The 20,414-nt window shown below is 72.9% G+C and carries 17 protein-coding genes; 8 read left to right on the top strand and 9 right to left on the bottom strand.

Annotated features, from left to right (window positions below; translation table 11 throughout):
• Positions 1–77: 77 nt before the first annotated feature.
• From ACZ63H_RS08945 to ACZ63H_RS08920, 6 genes are all read right to left on the bottom strand, one after another.
• Positions 78–923 (bottom strand): siderophore-interacting protein, encoded by an 846-nt coding sequence (locus ACZ63H_RS08945; protein WP_469863133.1) that lies wholly within the window; start codon positions 921–923, stop codon positions 78–80.
• A 64-nt stretch (positions 924–987) separates the two neighbouring features.
• Positions 988–2,034: an ABC transporter substrate-binding protein gene (locus ACZ63H_RS08940; protein ID WP_469863132.1), complete on the bottom strand. Its 1,047-nt coding sequence runs from the start codon at positions 2,032–2,034 to the stop codon at positions 988–990.
• Between the two features lie 132 nt (positions 2,035–2,166).
• Positions 2,167–3,327, bottom strand: coding sequence for an acyl-CoA dehydrogenase family protein (locus ACZ63H_RS08935; protein ID WP_469863131.1), 1,161 nt, complete (start codon positions 3,325–3,327; stop codon positions 2,167–2,169).
• 5 nt (positions 3,328–3,332) lie between these two features.
• Positions 3,333–4,274, bottom strand: a complete 942-nt coding sequence (locus ACZ63H_RS08930; protein WP_469863130.1) for a hydroxymethylglutaryl-CoA lyase — start codon at positions 4,272–4,274, stop codon at positions 3,333–3,335.
• The gene (locus ACZ63H_RS08925; protein WP_469863129.1) at positions 4,271–6,187 is read right to left on the bottom strand and encodes an acetyl/propionyl/methylcrotonyl-CoA carboxylase subunit alpha; all 1,917 of its coding nucleotides are present in this window, start codon (positions 6,185–6,187) and stop codon (positions 4,271–4,273) included. Before ACZ63H_RS08925 ends, ACZ63H_RS08930 begins: the two co-directional genes overlap by 4 nt.
• Before the next feature lie 11 nt (positions 6,188–6,198).
• Positions 6,199–7,815, bottom strand: coding sequence for a carboxyl transferase domain-containing protein (locus tag ACZ63H_RS08920; RefSeq protein ID WP_469863128.1), 1,617 nt, complete (start codon positions 7,813–7,815; stop codon positions 6,199–6,201).
• Between the two features lie 96 nt (positions 7,816–7,911).
• On the opposite strand from ACZ63H_RS08920, the gene ACZ63H_RS08915 reads away from it, so the two are divergent.
• From ACZ63H_RS08915 to ACZ63H_RS08905, 3 genes are all read left to right on the top strand, one after another.
• Entirely contained in the window at positions 7,912–8,514 is a 603-nt protein-coding gene (locus ACZ63H_RS08915) for an SACE_7040 family transcriptional regulator (RefSeq protein ID WP_469863127.1), read from the top strand.
• 424 nt (positions 8,515–8,938) lie between these two features.
• Positions 8,939–10,096: an acyl-CoA dehydrogenase family protein gene (locus ACZ63H_RS08910; RefSeq protein WP_469863126.1), complete on the top strand. Its 1,158-nt coding sequence runs from the start codon at positions 8,939–8,941 to the stop codon at positions 10,094–10,096.
• 36 nt (positions 10,097–10,132) lie between these two features.
• Entirely contained in the window at positions 10,133–11,008 is an 876-nt protein-coding gene (locus tag ACZ63H_RS08905; RefSeq protein ID WP_469863125.1) for an acyl-CoA thioesterase, read from the top strand.
• Between the two features lie 253 nt (positions 11,009–11,261).
• Here the strand turns inward: ACZ63H_RS08905 and ACZ63H_RS08900 are convergent, their stop codons facing one another.
• The 3 genes from ACZ63H_RS08900 to ACZ63H_RS08890 all read right to left on the bottom strand — a co-directional run bounded on the left by ACZ63H_RS08900 (position 11,262) and on the right by ACZ63H_RS08890 (position 14,163).
• Complete coding sequence (locus ACZ63H_RS08900; protein ID WP_469863124.1) at positions 11,262–11,678, bottom strand: hypothetical protein; 417 nt, start codon at positions 11,676–11,678, stop codon at positions 11,262–11,264.
• Between the two features lie 79 nt (positions 11,679–11,757).
• A complete protein-coding gene (locus ACZ63H_RS08895; RefSeq protein ID WP_469863123.1) occupies positions 11,758–12,546 on the bottom strand; it encodes a phosphatase in 789 nt (262 codons plus the stop codon).
• A gap of 78 nt (positions 12,547–12,624) precedes the next feature.
• On the bottom strand, positions 12,625–14,163 hold the full coding sequence (locus ACZ63H_RS08890; protein WP_469863122.1) for a PucR family transcriptional regulator: 1,539 nt from the start codon (positions 14,161–14,163) through the stop codon (positions 12,625–12,627).
• 173 nt (positions 14,164–14,336) lie between these two features.
• Between ACZ63H_RS08890 and ACZ63H_RS08885 the strand changes: the two genes are divergently transcribed.
• The 5 genes from ACZ63H_RS08885 to ACZ63H_RS08865 all read left to right on the top strand — a co-directional run bounded on the left by ACZ63H_RS08885 (position 14,337) and on the right by ACZ63H_RS08865 (position 20,225).
• The gene (locus ACZ63H_RS08885) at positions 14,337–15,803 is read left to right on the top strand and encodes a sodium:solute symporter family protein (RefSeq protein WP_469863121.1); all 1,467 of its coding nucleotides are present in this window, start codon (positions 14,337–14,339) and stop codon (positions 15,801–15,803) included.
• A 57-nt stretch (positions 15,804–15,860) separates the two neighbouring features.
• A complete protein-coding gene (gene speB, locus ACZ63H_RS08880) occupies positions 15,861–16,841 on the top strand; it encodes an agmatinase (RefSeq protein WP_467933909.1) in 981 nt (326 codons plus the stop codon).
• Positions 16,838–18,523: a thiamine pyrophosphate-binding protein gene (locus ACZ63H_RS08875; protein WP_469863120.1), complete on the top strand. Its 1,686-nt coding sequence runs from the start codon at positions 16,838–16,840 to the stop codon at positions 18,521–18,523. The genes speB and ACZ63H_RS08875 overlap by 4 nt, the downstream gene beginning before the upstream one ends.
• Before the next feature lie 183 nt (positions 18,524–18,706).
• A complete protein-coding gene (locus ACZ63H_RS08870; protein ID WP_469863119.1) occupies positions 18,707–18,838 on the top strand; it encodes a hypothetical protein in 132 nt (43 codons plus the stop codon).
• Between the two features lie 463 nt (positions 18,839–19,301).
• Complete coding sequence (locus ACZ63H_RS08865) at positions 19,302–20,225, top strand: serine hydrolase (RefSeq protein ID WP_469863118.1); 924 nt, start codon at positions 19,302–19,304, stop codon at positions 20,223–20,225.
• Positions 20,226–20,414: the final 189 nt, after the last annotated feature.

Below are 20,414 nucleotides of genomic sequence, written 5' to 3'. Positions count from 1 at the left end.
TAGGTTAGCCTAACCTAAGTTTCTCGGATGGAGGTGTGCCTCCCCCAAGGCCGGAACAGGCCAAAGGGGAGGGGGAACTACTCGCCGGCCGCGCGGAGCTGCTCCTCCGTCAGCCCCTGGCGCCAGTAGCCGACGAACGTCACGCGCCGCCGGTCCACCCCCCGCTCGCCGACGAAGTGCCGCCGTAGCGACTTGACCTGGCCGGACTCCCCGGCGAGCCACACGTACGGCCGCTCGGCGCCGGGCAGCGGGGCGGCTCGCACGGCATCGACGGCCATGGGGGACCCGTCGTGCCGTACGAGCCACGTGATCTCCGCGTCCGCCTCCGTGCGCACCTCCTGCACGTCGTCGGCGTGCGGGACCTCCAGCCAGGCCCGGACCCGGGTGCCGGCGGGCAGGGACTCCAGGATCGCGGTCGCGGCGGGCACGGCCGTCTCGTCGCCGCACAGGACGACGAGGTCGGTGTCCGCGGGCGGGCGGAAGCGGATCGCGCGGTTGTCGGCGACGGCCGGCCCGAGCAGCAGCACCCGGTCGCCGGCGGCGGCCCCCGCGGCCCAGCGGGAGGCGGGGCCGGCCGGCAGGGCGGCACCCGGCTCGATGCCGTGCAGGGCGAAGTCGATGTCGATCTCGTCGGGGTCGCGGCGCAGCGCCCGCAGCGTGTACGAGCGCATCACGGCCCGTACGTCGTCCGGCAGTTCCCGCCAGCCCTGCCACCAGCCGTCGCCCAGCTCCAGCGGCACCACGGGCTCGCGCTGCCCGGGGTGCGGCAGGAACAGCGACAGGGACTGGTCGCACCCGTCGGAGTGGAAGGCGTGCAGGTCGCGGCCGGTGAAGGTGACCCGGACCAGGGACGGGCCGAGCCGCCTCGTCCGTACGACCTGGAGGGAGAAGAAACGGAACGGGGCGGCTACGGCCGTCGTCATGTGTGGCTCCTGAGGGTGGTTTTCAGGGCTTTGTCGGGGGCTGGACCGGGGGCTGGACCGTCGGTCAGCTGACCTTCTCGGCCTTCTCCAGGGCCTCGGCCAGGTTGGTGAGCAGCGGCACGCACTTGTCGTAGGAGAGGATCGGCTCGGGGGAGCGGGGGATGACCTGGCCGGCCTTCACCGCGGGCAGCTTCTTCCAGGTGGCCTTGGTGATGCCGGCGGGCTGGATGGCCGAGGAGCGGTCGTCCATCATGATGATGTCGGCGTCGTACTTGTCGACGTTCTCCCAGCTCAGCGACTCGTACCAGCCGCCGCCCTGCTTCTTGGCGCTCTCCGGGGGCTCCACGAAGTTCACGCCGAGGGACTTGAAGTACTCCAGGTCGATGGAGAGGTTGCTGCCGGAGACGTAGAACAGCTGGTCGCTGGCGCTGCCGGCCATCACCTTGAGGTTCGGCTTGGCCTTGGCGGCGGCGCGCAGCCGGGCGGCGGCGTCCTCGAACCGCTTCTTGGCGTCGGTGACCTTGGCGGCCTTCATGTCCGCGCCGAGCGACGCGGCGAGGTCCCACATGCGCTGGAGCGGCTGGGTGAGCGAGCGGTCGTAGACGGAGATGCCGACGCTGGGGGCCAGCTGCGCGATCTTCTTCTTCGACTCCTCGGGGACGTACCAGAGGGTGCCGGCGCCGTCGAACATCGTCGAGACGAGCACGTCCGGGGCGAGGGAGGCGTACTTCTCGATGTTGAACTGGCCCCAGGCGTTGCCGAGGACGGTCACCTTGCTGATGTCCATGTCGCCGGCCTGGACGTCCGGCTTGCCGTCGGAGGTCTTCGTGGGGCCGAACACGCCCTTGACCTGGATGCCGTAGTCGTACAGCGCGGCGCCGACGCCGGTGAACGCGACGATGTTCGCGGGGACCTTGTCCAGCTTCACGGTCGTGCCGCGGTCGTCCTTGAACGACCAGGGGCCCGACTTGCCCGTCCCTCCGCTCCCGTGGGAGCCGCCGTCTTTGCCCTTGTCGTCCCCGCAGGCGGCGAGCGCGGCGCCGAGACCGAGGGCGCCGCCCGCGGCGAGCAGTCCGCGGCGGGAGAGGTGGGTGGCACGGGCAAGGGACATGGGTATGACTGCTTTCGACCGGGGCGGGGCGCCCGCCGGACACGTTCGAACGTAGGTTAGCCTAACCTCAGTCGATGTCCAGGGGGCGGGTCGCCCCGCGTCCCCGCCCGGCCCGCGACGGCCGGGGCCGCGTCAGCCCACCAGGCCCAACTCCCGGGCGATCAGCATCCGCTGCACCTCGCTCGTGCCCTCGCCGATCTCCAGGATCTTGGAGTCGCGCCACATGCGGGCCACCGGGTACTCGTTCATGAAGCCGTAGCCGCCGTGGATCTGGGTGGCGTCGCGGGCGTTGTCCACGGCGACCGTGGAGGAGTGGAGCTTGGCCAGGGCCGCCTCCTTCTTGAAGGGCTCGCCCGCGACCAGGCGGGAGGCCGCGTCGCGCCAGGCCAGGCGGGCGGTGTGGGCCTTCATCTCCATGTCGGCGATCTTGAACTGGATGGCCTGGTTGGCGCCGATCGGGCGGCCGAAGGCGTGACGTTCCTTCGCGTATTTGACCGACTCGTCCACACAGCCCTGGGCCAGCCCCGTGGCGAGGGCGGCGATGGCGATGCGGCCCTCGTCCAGGATGCGCAGGAACTGGGCGTAACCGCGGCCCTGTTCGCCCAGCAGGTTGGCGGCCGGGACCCGGACGTCCTGGAAGGACAGCTCGCGCGTGTCGGAGGCGTTCCAGCCGACCTTCGAATAGGGCGCCGCCACCGTGAAGCCCGGGGTGCCGGACGGCACGATGATGGCCGAGATCTCCGGGCGGCCGTCCGGCTTGCGGCCGGTCACCGCGGTGACGGTGACCAGTCCCGTGATGTCCGTGCCCGAGTTGGTGATGAAGCACTTGGTGCCGTTGATCACCCACTCGTCCGTGTCCGCGTCCAGCCGGGCCGTGGTCCGGGTCGCCCCGGCGTCGCTGCCGCCGTCCGGCTCCGTCAGGCCGAACGCGCCGAGGATCTCGCCCGAGCACAGCCGGGGCAGCCACTCGCGCTTCTGCTCCTCGGTGCCGTACAGGTGCAGCGGCATGGCGCCCAGCGAGACGCCCGCCTCCAGCGTGATCGCCACCGAGGAGTCCACCCGGGCCAGCTCCTCCAGGGCGAGCCCGAGCGCCAGGTAGTCGCCGCCCATCCCGCCGTACTCCTCCGGGAACGGCAGCCCGAACAGGCCCATGCGGCCCATCTCGCGGACGATCTCGTACGGGAACTCGTGCCGCTCGTAGAAGTCGCCGATCTTCGGCGCCACGACGTCGTGCGCGAACTCCTCCACCGTACGGCGGAGTTCCTCCAGCTCGGGGCTGAGGCGGTGGTCCATGCTGATCACTGGTCCTTGTGGGAGAGAGCGCGGACGGTACGGGACGGGCTGGGCCGGCCCAGCCGCTCGGCCATCCACACGCTCGTGGCGGTCAGACGGCCGAGGTCGACCCCCGTCTCGATGCCGAGCCCGTGCAGCATCCAGACGAGGTCCTCGGTGGCGAGATTGCCGGTGGCGGACTTGGCGTACGGGCAGCCGCCGAGCCCCCCGGCGGAGGCGTCCACCGTGGTGACGCCGTGCTGGAGGGCGGCCAGGGTGTTGGAGAGCGCCTGGCCGTAGGTGTCGTGGAAGTGCACGCCGATCGCGTCCGTCCCGACGCCCCGCTCGTTCAGCAGGGCGAGCAGCGCGCGGACCTGGCCGGGGGTGGCCACCCCGATGGTGTCGCCGAGGCTCAGCTCGTCGCAGCCCATGTCCCGCAGCGCCGTGCACACCCGCGCCACCTGGGCGAGCGGCACCGGGCCCTCCCACGGGTCGCCGAAGCACATCGACACATAGCCGCGCACCCGTGCGCCCTCGTCCTTCGCGCGCCGCACCACCGGCTCGAACACCGCGAGGGACTCCTCCAGCGTCCGGTTGAGGTTGGCCTTGGCGAAGGACTCGGTGGCGCTTGCGAACACGGCGACGTACTCGGCGCCGAGGGCCAGCGCCCGGTCCAGGCCGCGCTGGTTGGGCACCAGCACCGGAAGGGCCGCGTCCAGTTCCTTGACCCGGGGGAACAGCTCCTCGGCGTCGGCCAGCTGGGGCACCCACTCGGGGTGGACGAAGCTCGTCGCCTCGATGGTGGTCAGGCCCGCGCCGGCCAGCCGGTGGATGAACTCGGCCTTCACCGCCGTCGGCACGGACGTCTTCTCGTTCTGCAGCCCGTCGCGCGCGCCCACCTCGTGGATGCGCACCCGCGCGGGCAGTCCCTCGGCCGGTACGGCCACGGGCAGTCCTGCGACGCTCATCCGGCCGCCTCCTCGTGCGGTGCGATGACGGCCAGCACCTGGTCCATGGCGACCGTGCTGCCGGGTGTCACGTCCAGTTCGGCGACCGTGCCGGCGTGCGGGGCGGAGATGACGTGCTCCATCTTCATCGCCTCCACCACCAGCAGGCTCTGCCCGGCGGCCACCTCGTCGCCCACGGCCACCTTGACCACCGTGACCGTGCCCGGCATGGGCGCGGTCAGGGAGTCGGCGCCCGCGTGGGCCGCCCGGTTCAGCGAGGCGGCGACCGGGTCGTGGTCGCGCACCTGCCAGGCGTCGCCGTCCCGGCCGAGCCAGTCGCCGGCGCGGCGGAAGGTGTGCCGGACGCCGTCCAGGGTGACGCTCACCCGGTCCCCGGTGACGGTGTGGCCGCCCCGGGGGGAGTGGGCCACCGGTTCGCGCACCCGCAGGTGGAAGACGGGCGGCTTCGGGGTGCCGCCCAGCCGCCAGCCGTCCGGCACCGAGAACGGGTCGGTCCAGCCCTCCGCGCGCGGCGTCAGCGCCTCGAGGCGCACGGCCGCCGCCGCCTCGTACACCTCCTCGGGCACCTCGGCGGGGACCAGGTCGTCCACCACCCGCTCCACCAGCCCGGTGTCCAGGTCACCGGACACGACCGCCGGATGGGCCAGCAGCCGGCGCAGGAACCCGGCGTTGGTCTGCACGCCGAGCGTGACCGTCCGGGCCAGGGCCGCCCGGAGCCTGCGCAGCGCGGTCGCGCGGTCGGGGCCGTAGGCGATCACCTTGGACAGCATCGGGTCGTACAGGCTGCCCACCTCGGTGCCCTCGCTGAGCCCGGAGTCGGTGCGGACCCCGTCGCCTTCGGGCTCGTCCAGCAGCAGAACCGTTCCACCGGAGGGCAGGAAGCCGCGCGCGGGGTCCTCGGCGCAGATCCGGGCCTCGACCGCGTGCCCGGTGAGGGTGACCTCCGACTGGCCGAAGGACAGCGGTTCGCCGGCCGCGACCCGCAGCTGCCACTCCACCAGGTCCAGTCCGGTCACCAGCTCGGTGACCGGGTGCTCCACCTGGAGCCGGGTGTTCATCTCCATGAAGTAGTACTGCGACGGGTCGCCGCCCGGGACGATGAACTCCACCGTGCCCGCGCCCCGGTACCCGCACGAGCGCGCCGCCTGCACGGCCGCCTCGCCCATCGCGGCCCGGGTCCTCTCGTCGAGGAGCACGCTCGGCGCCTCCTCGATCACCTTCTGGTGGCGCCGCTGGAGGGAGCACTCGCGCTCGCCGAGGTGCACCACGTTGCCGTGGCCGTCGGCCAGCACCTGGATCTCGATGTGCCGGGGCCGGTCCACCCACCGCTCCACCAGCAGCGTGTCGTCGCCGAAGGAGGCGCGGGCCTCCCGGCGGGCGGCGGCGATCTCCTCCTCCAGCACGGTCAGGTCCCGCACCAGCCGCATGCCCTTGCCGCCGCCGCCGGCGGACGGCTTCAGCAGCACGGGCGCCCCCAGGGCGCGGGCCGCCCCGGCCAGCTCGGGATCGCGTCCGCCCGGCACCACCGGCACCCCGGCGGCCTCGACCGTCTCCTTGGCCCGGATCTTGTCGCCCATCAGCGCGATCGCGTCCGCGGGCGGGCCGACGAACACCAGCCCCGCCTCCTCGCACGCCCGCGCGAAGGCGGCGTTCTCGGCGAGGAAGCCGTACCCGGGGTGGACGGCCTGGGCGCCGGTGCGGGCGGCGGCGTCGAGCAGCCGCTCCACCGACAGATAGCTCTCGGCGGCCGGCGCCGGGCCGATCCGGACCGCCGTGTCGGCCTCCCGGACGTGCCGCGCGTCGGCGTCGGCGTCGGAGAAGACCGCCACCGAGCGCACGCCCAGGGCGCGCAGCGTACGGATCACGCGTACGGCGATCTCGCCCCGGTTGGCCACCAGCACTGTGTCGAACACGGTTCCCCTCCTCACATCCGGAAGACGCCGAACTGGGGGTCTCCCAGAGGCGCGTTGGCACAGGCCGTCAGGGCCAGTCCGAGGACCTGACGGGTGTCCAGCGGGTCGATCACGCCGTCGTCCCAGAGCCGGGCGGTGGCGTAGTAGGCGTTGCCCTGACGTTCGTACTGGGCGCGGATCGGCGCCTTGAACGCCTCTTCCTCCTCGGCGGCCCATTCCTCGCCGCGGCCCTCCAGCTGGTCCCGCTTGACGGTCGCCAGCACGGACGCGGCCTGCTCGCCGCCCATCACGGAGATCTTGGCGTTCGGCCACATCCACAGGAAGCGGGGGGAGTAGGCCCGGCCGCACATCGAGTAGTTGCCCGCGCCGTAGGAGCCGCCGACCACCACGGTCAGCTTCGGCACGCGCGTGCAGGCCACCGCGGTGACCATCTTGGCGCCGTGCTTGGCGATGCCCCCCGCCTCGTAGTCCCTGCCGACCATGAAGCCCGAGATGTTCTGGAGGAACACCAGCGGGATGCCGCGCTGGTCGCACAGCTCGATGAAGTGGGCGCCCTTCTGGGCGGACTCGGCGAACAGGATGCCGTTGTTGGCGACGATCCCCACCGGGTGGCCGTGGATCCGCGCGAACCCGGTCACCAGGGTCTGCCCGAACTCCGCCTTGAACTCGGCGAACCGGGAGCCGTCGACCACGCGCGCGATGACCTCGCGGACGTCGTAGGGGGTGCGCGAGTCGACCGGGACGGCGCCGTAGAGGCCGTAGGGGTCCACCTTGGGCTCGACGGACGGCCGGACCTCCCAGGGCAGGGACCGCCGGGCCGGGAGCGTGGCCACGATGTCGCGGACGATCCGGAGCGCGTGCGCGTCGTCCTCGGCGAGGTGGTCGGTGACCCCGGAGACCCGGGAGTGCACCTCGCCGCCGCCCAGTTCCTCGGCGGTGACGACCTCGCCGGTGGCCGCCTTCACCAGGGGCGGCCCGCCGAGGAAGATCGTGCCCTGGTTCCGCACGATCACGGCCTCGTCGCTCATCGCCGGGACGTACGCCCCGCCCGCCGTGCAGGAGCCCATGACGGCCGCGATCTGCGGGATGCCGGCGCCGGACATCCGGGCCTGGTTGTAGAAGATCCGGCCGAAGTGGTCCCGGTCGGGGAAGACCTCGTCCTGCATCGGCAGGAAGGCCCCGCCGGAGTCGACCAGATAGACGCACGGCAGCCGGTTGTCGAGGGCCACCTCCTGGGCGCGCAGGTGCTTCTTGACCGTCATCGGGTAATACGTGCCGCCCTTGACGGTGGCGTCGTTGGCCACGACCACGCACTCGCGGCCACTGACCCGCCCGATGCCGGCGATCACCCCGGCGGCCGGGGCCTGCCCGTCGTACAGCCCGTCGGCCGCGAGCGGCGCGAGCTCCAGGAAGGGCGAGCCCGGGTCGAGCAGGGTGTCCACCCTGTCCCTCGGCAGCAGCTTGCCGCGAGCGGTGTGCCGCGCCCGCGCCTTCTCGCCGCCGCCGAGGGCCGCCGCGGCCAGCTTGGCGCGCAGCTCCTCCACGAGTGCGAGATGGGCCTCCTCGTTGGCCCGCCAGCCCTCCGACGCGGGATCGGCCGCGCTGTGAAGCTCCGGTGCCTCCTGCATCCTGCGGTCCCCTCACCGGTGTCCGAACCTGTTAATGAGCGTTAACCATTTCCTTCAGGTTAACGACCGCTAACCCCGCTGTCTAGAATTGACGGCATGGCCAGCAGAACCGACGCCCCGACCCGCCGCGAGCAGATCCTCAAGGAGGCCGCCCGGCTCTTCGCCGAACGCGGATTCCACGGCGTCGGCGTGGACGAGATAGGCGCCGCGGTCGGCATCAGCGGCCCCGGTCTGTACCGGCACTTCCCCGGCAAGGACGCGATGCTCGCCGAGCTGCTGGTCGGCATCAGCGGCCAGCTGCTCACGGGGGCCAGGCTCCGGCTGGCGGAGGCCGACGGGATCCCCGCGACCCGGATCCTGGACTCCCTGATCGAGGGCCACATCGACTTCGCCCTGGACGACCGGCCGCTGATCACCCTGCACGACCGCGAGCTGGACCGGCTGCGCGACAGCGACCGCAAGCTGGTGCGCCAGCTCCAGCGGCAGTACGTGGAGCTGTGGGTGCAGGTGGTCCGCGAGGCCTACCCGGGCCTGACCGAACCGGCCGCCCGCTCGGCCGTCCACTCCGTCTTCGGCCTGCTCAACTCCACCCCCCACCTCGGCCGCGCCGGCACCCTGCCCGGCCGGAGCACGACGGCGACCCTGCTGCACCGCATGGCCCGCGGCGCGTTCGAGGCGGCGGGGGAGGCGCGGGCGTAGGGCCGTTTCCCCCGCGGGGCTTCGTGGGCGGGCGAAGGGGCGACCCGGTGCCGTGCCGCCGCACGCGGGCGCGACCCACCCGTCCCGGCACCGCGCGCACGCGCACCGAACCCACCCGCCATCACCGCACCCGGGGCCCGGGCCCTCCGGTTCCGGCCCGTGCCCGGGGGGCGGTCCCTTTCGTCGCGGCCCGTGTCCAGGGGGCGCGGCGCGTGGCCCCGCCGAGGCCGTGGTCGTGCGCTGGTTGTGCCGGGGGAAGGGGCTCTCCCGGGGTGCCGGGGCCGTGCCTCGGGTCGCCCCCGTGGAGCGCGTGACGCGTATTACGGCCGAACCCCTCTGGACGGAGTTCCGTACTCGCCGGTACGGTGAATGAGCAAGCGCTTAGACATGCCGGAGTCATGCCAAGGTACGTGGAGGTGGCGGCGTGCGCCGTACGGTGTTCAACGAGGATCACGAGGCGTTCCGGGAGACCCTTCGCGCCTTCATCGAGGCCGAGGTCGTCCCGGTCTACGACGAGTGGTTCGCCGCCGGCCAGGCGCCGCGCGACTTCTACTACAAGCTCGGCGAGCTGGGCGTCTTCGGCATCAGCGTGCCCGAGGAGTTCGGCGGCGCGGGCCTGGACACCCACAAGTTCGAGGCCGTCCTCTACGAGGAGACCGCGCGCGCGGGCGTGCAGTTCGGCGGCTCCGGCGTGCACGTGCTGCTCGCCCTGCCCTACATCAAGATGCTCGCCACCGAGGAGCAGAAGAAGCGCTACCTGCCGAAGTTCGTCACCGGCGAGGAGATGTGGGCCATCGCGATGACGGAGCCGGGCACCGGTTCCGACCTCGCGGGCATGAAGACCACCGCCAGGCTGAGCGAGGACGGCACGCACTACGTCCTCAACGGCGCCAAGACCTTCATCACGGGCGGTGTGCACGCCGACAAGGTGATCGTCTGCGCCCGCACCGCCGCGCCGACCGCCGAGGACCGCCGCCACGGCATCTCCCTGTTCGCCGTGGACACCAAGTCCGAGGGCTACTCCATCGGCCGCAAGCTGGACAAGCTGGGCCTGCGCACCTCCGACACCGCCGAGCTGGCCTTCGTCGACGTCAAGGTGCCCGTCGAGGACCTGCTCGGCGAGGAGAACAAGGGCTTCTCCTACCTCGGCCACAACCTGGCCTCCGAGCGCTGGGGCATCGCCTTCGGCGCCTACGCCCAGGCCAAGGCCGCCGTCCGGTTCGCCAAGCAGTACGTGCAGGAGCGCACCGTCTTCGGCAAGCCGGTCGCCCACTTCCAGAACACCAAGTTCGAACTGGCCGCCTGCCAGGCCGAGGTGGACGCCGCCGAGGCCGTCGCCGACCGCGCCCTGGAGGCACTGGACGCCGGCGAGCTGACCCCCGCCGAGGCCGCCTCCGCCAAGCTGTTCTGCACCGAGGTCGCGCACCGCGTCATCGACCGCTGCCTCCAGCTGCACGGCGGCTACGGCTACATGAACGAGTACCCGATCGCCCGCCTGTACGCGGACAACCGCGTGAACCGCATCTACGGCGGCACCAGCGAGATCATGAAGACGATCATCGCCAAGGACATGGGCCTGTAAGGGCTCCACGGGCACACCGGGGTATACCTGCACCTCATGAGCCAGGCACTCCAGGACCTCCTCGATCTGCTCGACCTGGAGCGGATCGAGGAGGACATCTTCCGCGGCCGGTCCCGCCCCGCCGTCGTCCCGCGCGTCTTCGGCGGGCAGGTCGCCGCGCAGGCGCTGGTCGCCGCCGGGCGCACGGTCCCGGCCGACCGGCCCGCCCACTCCCTGCACGCGTACTTCCTGCGCCCCGGCGACCCGGGCGCGCCCATCGTCTACACCGTGGACCGCATCCGCGACGGCCGGTCCTTCACCACCCGCCGGGTGGTCGCCGTCCAGCACGGCAAGCCGATCTTCCACCTCTCCGCGTCCTTCCAGGCGCACGAGGACGGCCTGGAGCACCAGGCGCCCATGCCCGTCGCGCCCGACCCGGCGACCCTGCCCACCTCCCCGGAGCGGCTGCGCGGCTACGGCCACCTCGCCCCCGAGGTCGTCGAGCGGTTCCTGGAGGCCCGCGAGGCGGTCGACCTCAGGTACGTGGACGAGCCGCCGTACGGCCGGTACGGCGAGCCGCGCGAGCCGCACTCCCAGGTGTGGTTCCGCGTCAACGGCAAGCTCGACGGCGACGACCCCTTGCGGCACGTCGTCCTCGCCACCTACGTCTCCGACATGACCCTGCTGGACTCCGTGCTGCTCGCCCACGGGCGCGGCGGCTGGGCGGTCGGGGACGTCGTCGGGGCGTCCCTGGACCACGCGATGTGGTTCCACCGGCCCTTCCGCGCCGACGAATGGCTGCTGTACGACCAGGAGTCGCCGTCCGCGTCCGGCGGCCGGGGCCTGGGTCAGGCCCGCATATACACGCAGGACGGGCGGCTCGCCATCACGGTCATCCAGGAGGGCGTGGTCCGGGTTCCGAGGCGGCCGTGATGGACGCGCTTTTCGAGATGACTTGCGGCCTATGTCCGATTAGGCTCTCTGAGTGAAGGGCCGCAGTGAACGGCGTGCCCCGGAGGGGGGGAGTTCCAGACCCTCCGGATCCCGGCCGTTCCGTTCGTTCACGCTGCGGTGAAACCTGAAGACCGCGCCGCATCTTCCGAACAGCCGCGGCGCCGGCCATCCACCTCGCGCGTTCTCCACGGAGCCGCGAGAGACGATGGAGATGGAAGGTATTCCCATGCGATCACAGCGCACTAGGCGTCTTGTCGCGTTGTCCGCCTCCGGTCTGCTGCTGGCGGGCGGGGCCGCGTTCGGCACGGCCGCGACGGCCTCCGCCTCGGAGCACAGCAGCGACAGTTCCTACAGCCGGTACGACGACGACCACGGCGGCGGCTGGTGGAACGACGACGATGACGACGGCGGCTACGGCGGCTACGGCGGCCATGACGACGGCGGTTACGGCGGTGACCACGGTGGTTACGGCGGTGACCACGGCGGCTACGGCGGCGACCACGGCGGTGGCGGCCACGGCGGCGGTGGCGACCACGGCGGTGGCGGTCACGGTGGTGGCGGCCACGGCGGCGGTGGCGGCGGCCACGGCGGTGGCGGTGGCGGTCACGGCGGCGGTGGCGGCGGCCACGGAGGCGGTGGTGGCGGTCACTGATCCGGCGTGACAACCGAACACGGCGTGCGGCCCCCTCGGCGGGCCCCCACGTCGTTTCCGGGAGCGTGACGGCCCGTCAGTCCAGTCCGGCCGCGGCCAGCAGGTACGCCGTCATGGGGTCGTAGTGGCGGGGGCTGACCACGTGGTCGTCGAGCGGTACCACCACCTGCACGGTGCCCTCGGCCTCGGCGAGGAACAGCGCGGGGTCGTTGCAGTCGGCGTACCCGACCGAGTCCACGCCGTGCTGTCCCGCGTACCCGGCCCAGCCGTGGTCGGCGACGACCAGGTCGGGCAGCGGGCGCCCCGCGCGCTCCAGGCCGGTCAGGACGGCCCGCATCGGCTCCCCGGAGTGGGTGTGCCACAGCGTCGCCCCGTGCTCCAGCACGGCCACGTCCGCGAACTGCATGACGTACCCCTCGTCCGTCCGCAGTCCGTCCGGGACGACCACGATCTCGCAGCCGGCGGCGCGCAGCGCGGCGGCCGTGGCCCGGTGCACGTCCAGCAGCCCGCCCGGGTGCCCGGTCGCGAACAGCACCCGCTGGCGCCCCTCGGCCGCCTTGCGCAGCCGCGCCGCCATCCGCTCCAGCGCCGCCACCGTCAGCTCCGGGTCGATGGTGTCCTGCCCGTGCCGGTACTCCGGGTCGTCGTTGACGCCCACCCGCTCGGCCATGACCGCCAGCACGTCCTGCTCGTCCGTCCAGCGGTCCCCCAGCTCCAGGCCGAACCAGAAGTTGCGGACACCGTTGGCGAGCTGACGGTAGTGGGAGAGGTTGTTCTCGCGGGGCGTGGCGACGTCCCCCGCGATGCGGGTGCGCACCAGATGGTCGACGAGCTGGGCGCGGCTGGGTGTCCCGGATATCGGCATGGCTCCCATTGTGGGGCAGCGGGTGCCGCCGGTCCCGGGGATATCGCCCGCTGGGACGGGGGTCACGCACCGGCCCGGTCAGCTCCGGCGCAGGGCGAACCACAGCTCCATGCGCACGTCCGGGTGGTCCAGGTCGGTGTCCAGCAGGGCCGCGCAGCGGGCGATGCGCTGCCGGACGGTGTTGCGGTGCACGCCCAGCGCCACCGCCGTACGGTCCCAACTGCCGTGCAGCGACAGCCAGGCGCGCAGCGTCTCGGCCAGCGCGGGCTGCCCCGCGAGGGGGGCGAGCAGGGTGCGGGCGTGGGTCTCGGCGTCCGCCGCCGGCACCAGGTCCGCGAGCGCCGGCCGGTCGGCGTGCCGCAGCAGCGGGGCGCGGGTGGCGCGGGCGCGGGCCAGGGCCCGTGCGGCCTGGGTGTCGGCGGCCGGCCATTCCCGGGGCGCGGCCGGGGCACTGACCCCGAGGGTCCAGCCGGGCTGCGGCCCCGGCACCCGGTCGGCCGGCACCAGGACCCGTACGACGTCGCCGGCGAGGTCGACCAGCGGCGAGGCCAGGGCGGCGCCGAGCGCGGAGGCGGCGACCGGGTCCGGCGCCTGGGCCTCCGGCCGGGCGTGCACGACGAGCCACCGGCCGGTGCCGAGCAGCGGGGCGACCTCCTCGGGCGGGGCGCCGAGCAGCAGCCGCACCAGCGCGGAGGACCGGGCCGCGCCGGCCCCGCTGTGGTGCTCCCCGGTCAGCAGCGCCAGCAGCACGGCGGCGACCGACGCGATGGTGTGGTCCCCGGCCTCCCGCCGCGCGCTCGCCACCCCGAGCACGAACCCCTCCCCGGCCCCGAGCGCGTACACGGCGAGGTGCGCCCCGCCGTGGGTGTCGGTGGCGGAGGAGGGGCGCGAGGAGACCTTTGCCGGGGAGGGCCGCGAGGGGTCTTCCGCCGGCCGGGGGGCGGGCCTGACCACTTCGGCCAGCCCGGCCAGGGCCGCCCGCACGTCCCCCGGCGTCTGCCGCCCCGCCCCGGCGACCTCCGTGCCGTCCGGGCCGTAGAGGACCGCCCGGCCGGACAGGCGCTGGGACAGCTGGCGCAGGACCGAGGGGACGGGGTCCGGGCGGGCGGCGGCCGCCGCGAGGCTCTGCTGGGCCTCGGTGACGCGGCGCAGCTCGGCCAGCCGGGCCTGGGCCATCAGCTGCCAGACCGCGCGGGCCACGGCCGAGAACGTGGTCTGCGGCGGGACCTCCAGCAGCGGCAGGCCGTGCCGTTCGCAGGCGGCGACCAGGGCGCCCGGGACCGCCTCGTGCACCGGGGCCACCCCGAAGCCGAGGGCCGCGCCGCCCGCCGCCACGATCCGGGAGACGTACGCGTCGAAATAGGTCCCGGAGCCGGCCGCCTCCGGGATGTGCACCCCGGCCGTGAGCAGCAGCTCGCCGCCCAGCAGATAGGGGTAGGGGTCGGTCATCTCCGAGGTGTGCGCCCCGTGGATCACGGTCCCGGGGTCCGCCGGCCCGGCGATCCGCCGCAGGGCCAGGTCCTCCCGGGCCAGCAGCGCCTGGAGCGGCACCGGCGGGGTCGGCGGGACCGCGGGGGCCGGGGAGATCGATTCCGGCATGGTGTGCACACCCTCCATCCCGCCCCGTTCGACTGGATGAAACGTACACTTCGCAGTCGCTTTCCGGCCACCTACTGTCAAGGGAGCACGGCAGCCGCGGGTACGGGCGGATGTCCCCGCGAGCCGCTGCCGACCCATACGGAGCATCTGCACGACACGCCACCGGACAGTGCGCGAAGGAGGGCCGCCCCATGGCCGTCGACTACACAGTGATCGTCGTCTATCTCGCCGGCATGCTGGCGATGGGCTGGTGGGGCATGCGCCGCGCCAAGTCCAAGAGCGAGTTCCTGGTGGCGGGCCGCCGCCTGGGCCCCGCCATGTACTCCGGCACCATGGCGGCGATCGTCCTCGGCGGCGCGTCCACCATCGGCGGCGTGGGCCTCGGCTACCAGTACGGGCTGTCCGGCGCCTGGATGGTCCTCACCATCGGCCTCGGCCTCCTCGCCCTGTCCGTGTTCTTCTCCGCCCGCATCGCCCGCCTGAAGGTCTACACCGTCTCCGAGATGCTGGACCTGCGCTACGGCGGCCGGGCCGGCGTGATCTCCGGCGTGGTCATGTGGGCGTACACGCTGATGCTCGCGGTGACCTCCACCATCGCCTACGCCACCATCTTCGACGTGCTGTTCGACGTGAACCGCACCGTCGCGATCGTCATCGGCGGCGCGATCGTCGTGGCGTACTCCACCCTCGGCGGGATGTGGTCCATCACCCTGACCGACATGGTGCAGTTCGTCGTCAAGACGATCGGCGTGCTGCTCCTGCTGCTGCCCATCGCGGTGGTCAAGGCGGGCGGCTTCGCCGAGATGAAGGCCGAGCTGCCGACCTCCTACTTCGACCCGCTCGGCGTCGGCGGCGAGACGATCTTCACGTACGTGCTGATCTACACCTTCGGCATGCTGATCGGCCAGGACATCTGGCAGCGCGTGTTCACCGCCCGCAGCGACCGGACCGCCCGCTGGGGCGGCACGGTGGCCGGCACCTACTGCCTGGCCTACGCCGTGGCCGGCGCGGTGATCGGCACGGCCGCCAAGGTGCTCTACCCGGACCTGGGCAGCCCCGACGACGCCTTCGCCACCATCGTCAAGGACGAACTCCCCGTCGGTGTGCGCGGCCTGGTGCTGGCCGCCGCCCTGGCCGCCGTGATGTCGACCTCCTCCGGCGCCCTGATCGCCTGCGCCACGGTCGCCAACAACGACATCTGGTCCCGGCTGCGCGGCCTCGCCAAGCGCTCCGGGGAGCACGAGGAGCACGACGAGGTCGCCGGCAACCGCGCCTTCATCCTCGTCATGGGCCTCGCCGTGATCGGCACCGCGATCGCGCTGAACGACGTGGTCCAGGCGCTCACCGTGGCGTACAACCTGCTCGTCGGCGGCCTGCTGGTGCCCATCCTCGGCGGCCTGCTGTGGAAGCGCGGCACGGACCGGGGCGCGCTGGCCGCCGTCGCCGTCGGCGGCCTGGCCGTCATCGGCCTGATGGCCGGCTACGGCATCCTCGCCAACGAGCCCGTCTACTACGGCCTGCTGGCCTCCCTGGTGGCCTACGTCGCCGTCTCCCTGGCCACCCGGCCCACCGACGAGGCCGTCCTCGCCGCCTGGCGCGAACGCCTCGCCGGGCGGAGCCCCGAACTCCCGTCCGAAACGGTCCCGGCTCACCAGTAGAGTCATAGGGAAAGCAGTACATGCGCGACGAAGCGCAGGAAAGAAGGCATTTTCACCATGAGCAGCAACGAGACGCCCCGCGGCCCCGTCGACTCCTCCCGCGTCCCGCGGTACGCCGGCCCCGCGACCTTCGCCCGGCTGCCCCGCCTGGACGAGGTCGGCACCGCCGATGTCGCCGTGGTGGGCGTGCCGTTCGACTCCGGCGTCTCGTACCGGCCGGGCGCCCGCTTCGGCGGCAACGCCATCCGTGAGGCGTCCCGGCTGCTGCGCCCGTACAACCCGGCGCAGGACGCCTCCCCGTTCGCCCTCGCGCAGGTGGCCGACGGCGGCGACATCGCGGTGAACCCGTTCAACATCAACGAGGCCGTGGAGACCATCGAGGCCGCCGCCGACGACCTCCTCGGCACCGGCGCCCGCCTGATGACCCTCGGCGGCGACCACACCATCGCCCTGCCGCTGCTGCGCTCGGTCGCGAAGAAGCACGGCCCGGTCGCCCTCCTGCACTTCGACGCCCACCTGGACACCTGGGACACCTACTTCGGCGCCGAGTACACCCACGGCACCCCGTTCCGCCGCGCGGTGGAGGAGGGCATCCTCGACACCTCCGCCCTCTCCCACGTCGGCACCCGCGGCCCGCTGTACGGCAAGCAGGACCTCACCGACGACGAGAAGATGGGCTTCGGCATCGTCACCTCGGCGGACGTCTACCGCCGGGGCGCCGACGAGGTGGCCGACCAGCTGCGCCAGCGCATCGGCGACCGTCCGCTGTACATCTCCATCGACATCGACTGCCTGGACCCGGCGCACGCGCCCGGCACCGGCACCCCGGAGGCGGGCGGCATGACCTCCCGCGAGCTGCTGGAGATCCTGCGCGGGCTGGCGTCCTGCAACCTGGTCTCGGCCGACGTGGTCGAGGTGGCGCCCGCGTACGACCACGCCGAGATCACCTCGGTCGCGGCCTCCCACACGGCCTACGAACTGACCACCATCATGAGCCGCCGGATCGCCGCGGCCCGGAAGGACGCTGAAGCGAAGTGACCCACGACCACGACCTGGTACTCCGCCCCACGCCGGCGCAGATCACCGCCGCCCTGAACCCTCCCCCGGGGCGCAACGGCGGAGACCTGGTCGTGGAGACGCTGGCCGGGCTCGGCGCGACGACGGTCTTCGGCCTGCCCGGCCAGCACGCCCTCGGCATGTTCGACGCCCTGCGCCGCTCCTCGCTGCGCTACGTCGGCCTCCGGGTGGAGAACAACGCGGGCTTCGCGGCCGACGCGTACGGCAGGATCACCGGCGAGGCGGCCCCGCTGCTCCTCTCGACGGGCCCCGGCGCGCTGACGTCGCTGGCCGCGCTCCAGGAGGCGGCGGCGGCCAGCGCGCCGGTGCTGGCGATCGGCAGCCAGATCCCGGTGGCGGGACTGGGCGGGGCCCGCAAGGGCTACCTGCACGAACTGCCCGACCAGTCGGCCTCGTTCCGGGGCGTGGTGAAGTCGGTCCACACGGTCCGCAGCCAGTCCCAGATCCCGTCGGCGATCGCGGCGGCCTGGAAGTCGGCGCTGACCGCCCCGCACGGCCCGGTGTGGGTGGAGATCCCGCAGGACGTGCTGCTGGCCCCGGCCGCGCTGCCCGTGGTGACCGCGATGGACGCCACCCCCGACGACCTGCCCCCGCGCCCCGAACTGACGGCGCTGGCCGCCCACTTGCTGTCCCACGCCGAGCGCCCGGCGGTCATCGCGGGCGGCGGGGTCGTACGCTCGGACGCCTCGGGGAAGCTGCGGCTGCTGGCGGAGAGGCTGAACGCGCCGGTGGTGACGACGTTCGGCGGCAAGGGCGCGTTCCCGTGGAACCACCCCCTGTCCCTCCAGTCCTGGCTGGAGGACCGCCACACGACGGACTTCCTCGAGGACGCGGACGTCCTGCTGGTGGTCGGCTCGGGCCTCGGCGAACTCTCCTCGAACTACCACACGTTCAAGCCCCGCGGCCGGGTGATCCAGATCGAGGCGGACCCCGGCAAGCTGGAGTCCAACCACCCGGCCCTGGGCATCCACGCGGACGCCCGCCTCGCCCTCCAGGCCCTCCTGGAGACGACCGGGGAGCGCCCGGACGAGTCGGCACAGGAGCGGGTGCGCGAGCTGCTGGCGAAGGTGGCGGCCCGCATCGACGGGCAGGGCCTGACCCTGGAGCAGCGGGTCCTGTCGTCCGTCCGCCGGTCCCTCCCCGCCGGCTCCCCGTCCTTCTGGGACATGACGATCCTGGCGTACTGGGCCTGGTCGGCGTTCGACGCGCAGGGCCCGAACCTGATGCACTCGGCCCAGGGCGCGGGCGGCCTCGGCTACGGCTTCCCGGCGGCCCTCGGCGCGGCGGCGGCCGACCCGACCCGCCCGGTCCTGGCGGTCTCGGGCGACGGCGGCGCCCTGTACTCGATCGCCGAACTGGCCACGGCCAAGCAGTACGGCCTCCCCGTCACCTGGCTGATCGTCGACGACGGCGGCTACGGCATCCTGCGCGAGTACATGACGGACGCCTTCGGCGAACCGACGGCCACGGAACTCCACCGCCCGGACTACGTGGCCCTGGCGGAGTCCTTCGGCGTGACGGCCACCCACACGACCCCGGACTCCCTCCAGGAGGACCTGACGAGGGCTCTGTCGACCCCGGGCCCGTCGGTGGTCGTGCTCCCGGCGGTGCTGCGGATGTTCGCGCCCACCCATCTGGGCTGATCACGGGGCCGCCCGGTCAACTGCTCTGTCGCTCGCGTGACTTGATGGCCGGAAGGTGCCGACCCGGCCGGTGGACGGCCAGTATGCTCTGAGCCGCCGGTACTTCGATCGCCGTCCAGTGCTCCGGTCCGCCAGGGCCGGATCCCGCAGCGCGCGGGACGCTACGGCGAGAGGAGCGCTGGCATGGCAAGGAGCAGGCGTGGCACCGCGGAGAGCGAACCGGAACCGCTGCCCCGATGGGTACGGGTCGCGGTCGCGATCCTGACGCCATTGGCCCCCCTTGTCGCGGTGTGTGTGGAGGCGTTCGCCAAGTAGGGCGACGTCGCGGATGTGGTTCGGGCCGCAGGGACGACTTGCCGCATGGCGAGGTGAGTCCGACCGGCCCCTAATCGGCCGGACCCACCCGGCGCACGCGCTGCGGTCCGGCTCCGGTGGCACCCGGGGCCGGACCCCGCCGCGCCGACGTGCACCGACGAATGCGCGCCCATGCCCCCGCGTGGCGCCCATCGGCGCGGAGCACGTCACCCGCAACTCTAGCCAAATCCGTCCGCACGGGACGGTTTTCGGAATCGGTCGAACAGCCGGGTCCGATATGCCCGTTCGCGGGGCTGCGCGAACCGCCGCGCCCCGGTGAACCGGTGATGGTCCGGTAAAGAACCCCTTTTCCTCCGAACACGCGTGCAACTTTCCCACGCATTGACGAGTCCCATCAGGCAGCGCACGGGTGCGCTCAACGGCGTTCAGGGGGACGCCCGTACGACCTTCAAGGGGACTTTTCATGACTCACCGGACCACCGGCCGGGCCGGCGCGGTCGCGGCCGTCGTCAGTGCCGCGCTGCTCATACCCGCCGTCACCGCCGCCACCCCGGCCGCCGCCGCCACCCCGGCCGTGACCTGTACGTCGGCCAAGGCGGGACTCGCCGCCAAGCTGAAGAAGGACATCACCGCCGCCCTCGCCGGCCGCAAGGGCACCGTCGCCGTCGGCCTCTACGACCGCGGCACCAAGACCACCTGCACCCTGCGGGCCACCAGCGCCTACGACTCGGCCAGCACCGTCAAGGTCACCGTGCTCGCTGCACTGCTGTGGGACGCCAAGAAGCACAACCGGTACCTGTCGAGCACCGAGCAGTCGCTCGCCAAGGCCATGATCACCAAGTCCGACAACGACGCGACCAGCAAGCTCTGGAAGCAGCTCGGCATGACGAAGATCAAGGGCTTCCTGAAGGCCGCCGGCATGACCAAGACGGTGCCGGGCACGGGCGGCTACTGGGGCCTCACCCAGGAGAACGTCAACGACGAGCAGAAGCTGCTCCAGCTCGTCACCGCCAAGAACAGCGTGCTGAGCGACAACTCCCGCGACTACATCCAGAAGCTGATGGGCCAGGTCGTCTCCTCGCAGCGCTGGGGCACCCCGGCCGGCGCCCCGTCCTCCGTCTCCGTGCACGTCAAGAACGGCTGGCTGCAGCGCTCCACGCACGGCTGGCGCGTGCACAGCCTGGGCACCTTCAAGGGCGCCGGCCACGACTACGTGATCACCGTGCTGACGCAGGACAACAGCACCATGAACTACGGCGTGACCACCATCCAGAACGTCGCCAAGGCCATCCACAAGGACCTGGTGCCGGTCAAGTCCGGCGTCACCCGCTTCACCCCGACCAGCCGGCCGAGCGAGGCGTTCGTCGCCGCGCCGCCGCAGGGCTGACGCTTCACGGGACGGCTTCCCGGACGTCACCGGCCGGCCCTACGGTGACGGCCATGCGCCTGAGAACCGTATTCGCCGGCCTCGCCGCCGGCCTGGTGGGGGGGGGGGCCCCCCCCCCCCCCCCCGCCACCCCCCCCCCCCCCCCCCCCCCCCCCCCCCCCCTCCCCCCCCCCCCCCCCCCCCCCCCCC

Source organism: Streptomyces sp. NPDC104831, from assembly GCF_055583025.1.
Note: the sequence above shows the minus strand (reverse complement) of the source record. Positions and strands in the feature narration are given on the sequence as shown.

Excerpts from the sequence above, each read along its gene's own strand:
- ACZ63H_RS08905 (WP_469863125.1), top strand. The coding sequence starts at position 10,133 with ATGAGCCAGGCACTCCAGGACCTCCTCGATCTGCTCGACCTGGAGCGG.
- ACZ63H_RS08935 (WP_469863131.1), bottom strand. The coding sequence starts at position 3,327 with ATGGACCACCGCCTCAGCCCCGAGCTGGAGGAACTCCGCCGTACGGTG.
- ACZ63H_RS08945 (WP_469863133.1), bottom strand. The coding sequence starts at position 923 with ATGACGACGGCCGTAGCCGCCCCGTTCCGTTTCTTCTCCCTCCAGGTC.
- ACZ63H_RS08930 (WP_469863130.1), bottom strand. The coding sequence starts at position 4,274 with ATGAGCGTCGCAGGACTGCCCGTGGCCGTACCGGCCGAGGGACTGCCC.
- ACZ63H_RS08865 (WP_469863118.1), top strand. The coding sequence starts at position 19,302 with ATGACTCACCGGACCACCGGCCGGGCCGGCGCGGTCGCGGCCGTCGTC.
- speB (WP_467933909.1), top strand. The coding sequence starts at position 15,861 with ATGAGCAGCAACGAGACGCCCCGCGGCCCCGTCGACTCCTCCCGCGTC.
- ACZ63H_RS08940 (WP_469863132.1), bottom strand. The coding sequence starts at position 2,034 with ATGTCCCTTGCCCGTGCCACCCACCTCTCCCGCCGCGGACTGCTCGCC.
- ACZ63H_RS08890 (WP_469863122.1), bottom strand. The coding sequence starts at position 14,163 with ATGGAGGGTGTGCACACCATGCCGGAATCGATCTCCCCGGCCCCCGCG.
- ACZ63H_RS08885 (WP_469863121.1), top strand. The coding sequence starts at position 14,337 with ATGGCCGTCGACTACACAGTGATCGTCGTCTATCTCGCCGGCATGCTG.
- ACZ63H_RS08895 (WP_469863123.1), bottom strand. The coding sequence starts at position 12,546 with ATGCCGATATCCGGGACACCCAGCCGCGCCCAGCTCGTCGACCATCTG.
- ACZ63H_RS08915 (WP_469863127.1), top strand. The coding sequence starts at position 7,912 with ATGGCCAGCAGAACCGACGCCCCGACCCGCCGCGAGCAGATCCTCAAG.
- ACZ63H_RS08870 (WP_469863119.1), top strand. The coding sequence starts at position 18,707 with ATGGCAAGGAGCAGGCGTGGCACCGCGGAGAGCGAACCGGAACCGCTG.
- ACZ63H_RS08920 (WP_469863128.1), bottom strand. The coding sequence starts at position 7,815 with ATGCAGGAGGCACCGGAGCTTCACAGCGCGGCCGATCCCGCGTCGGAG.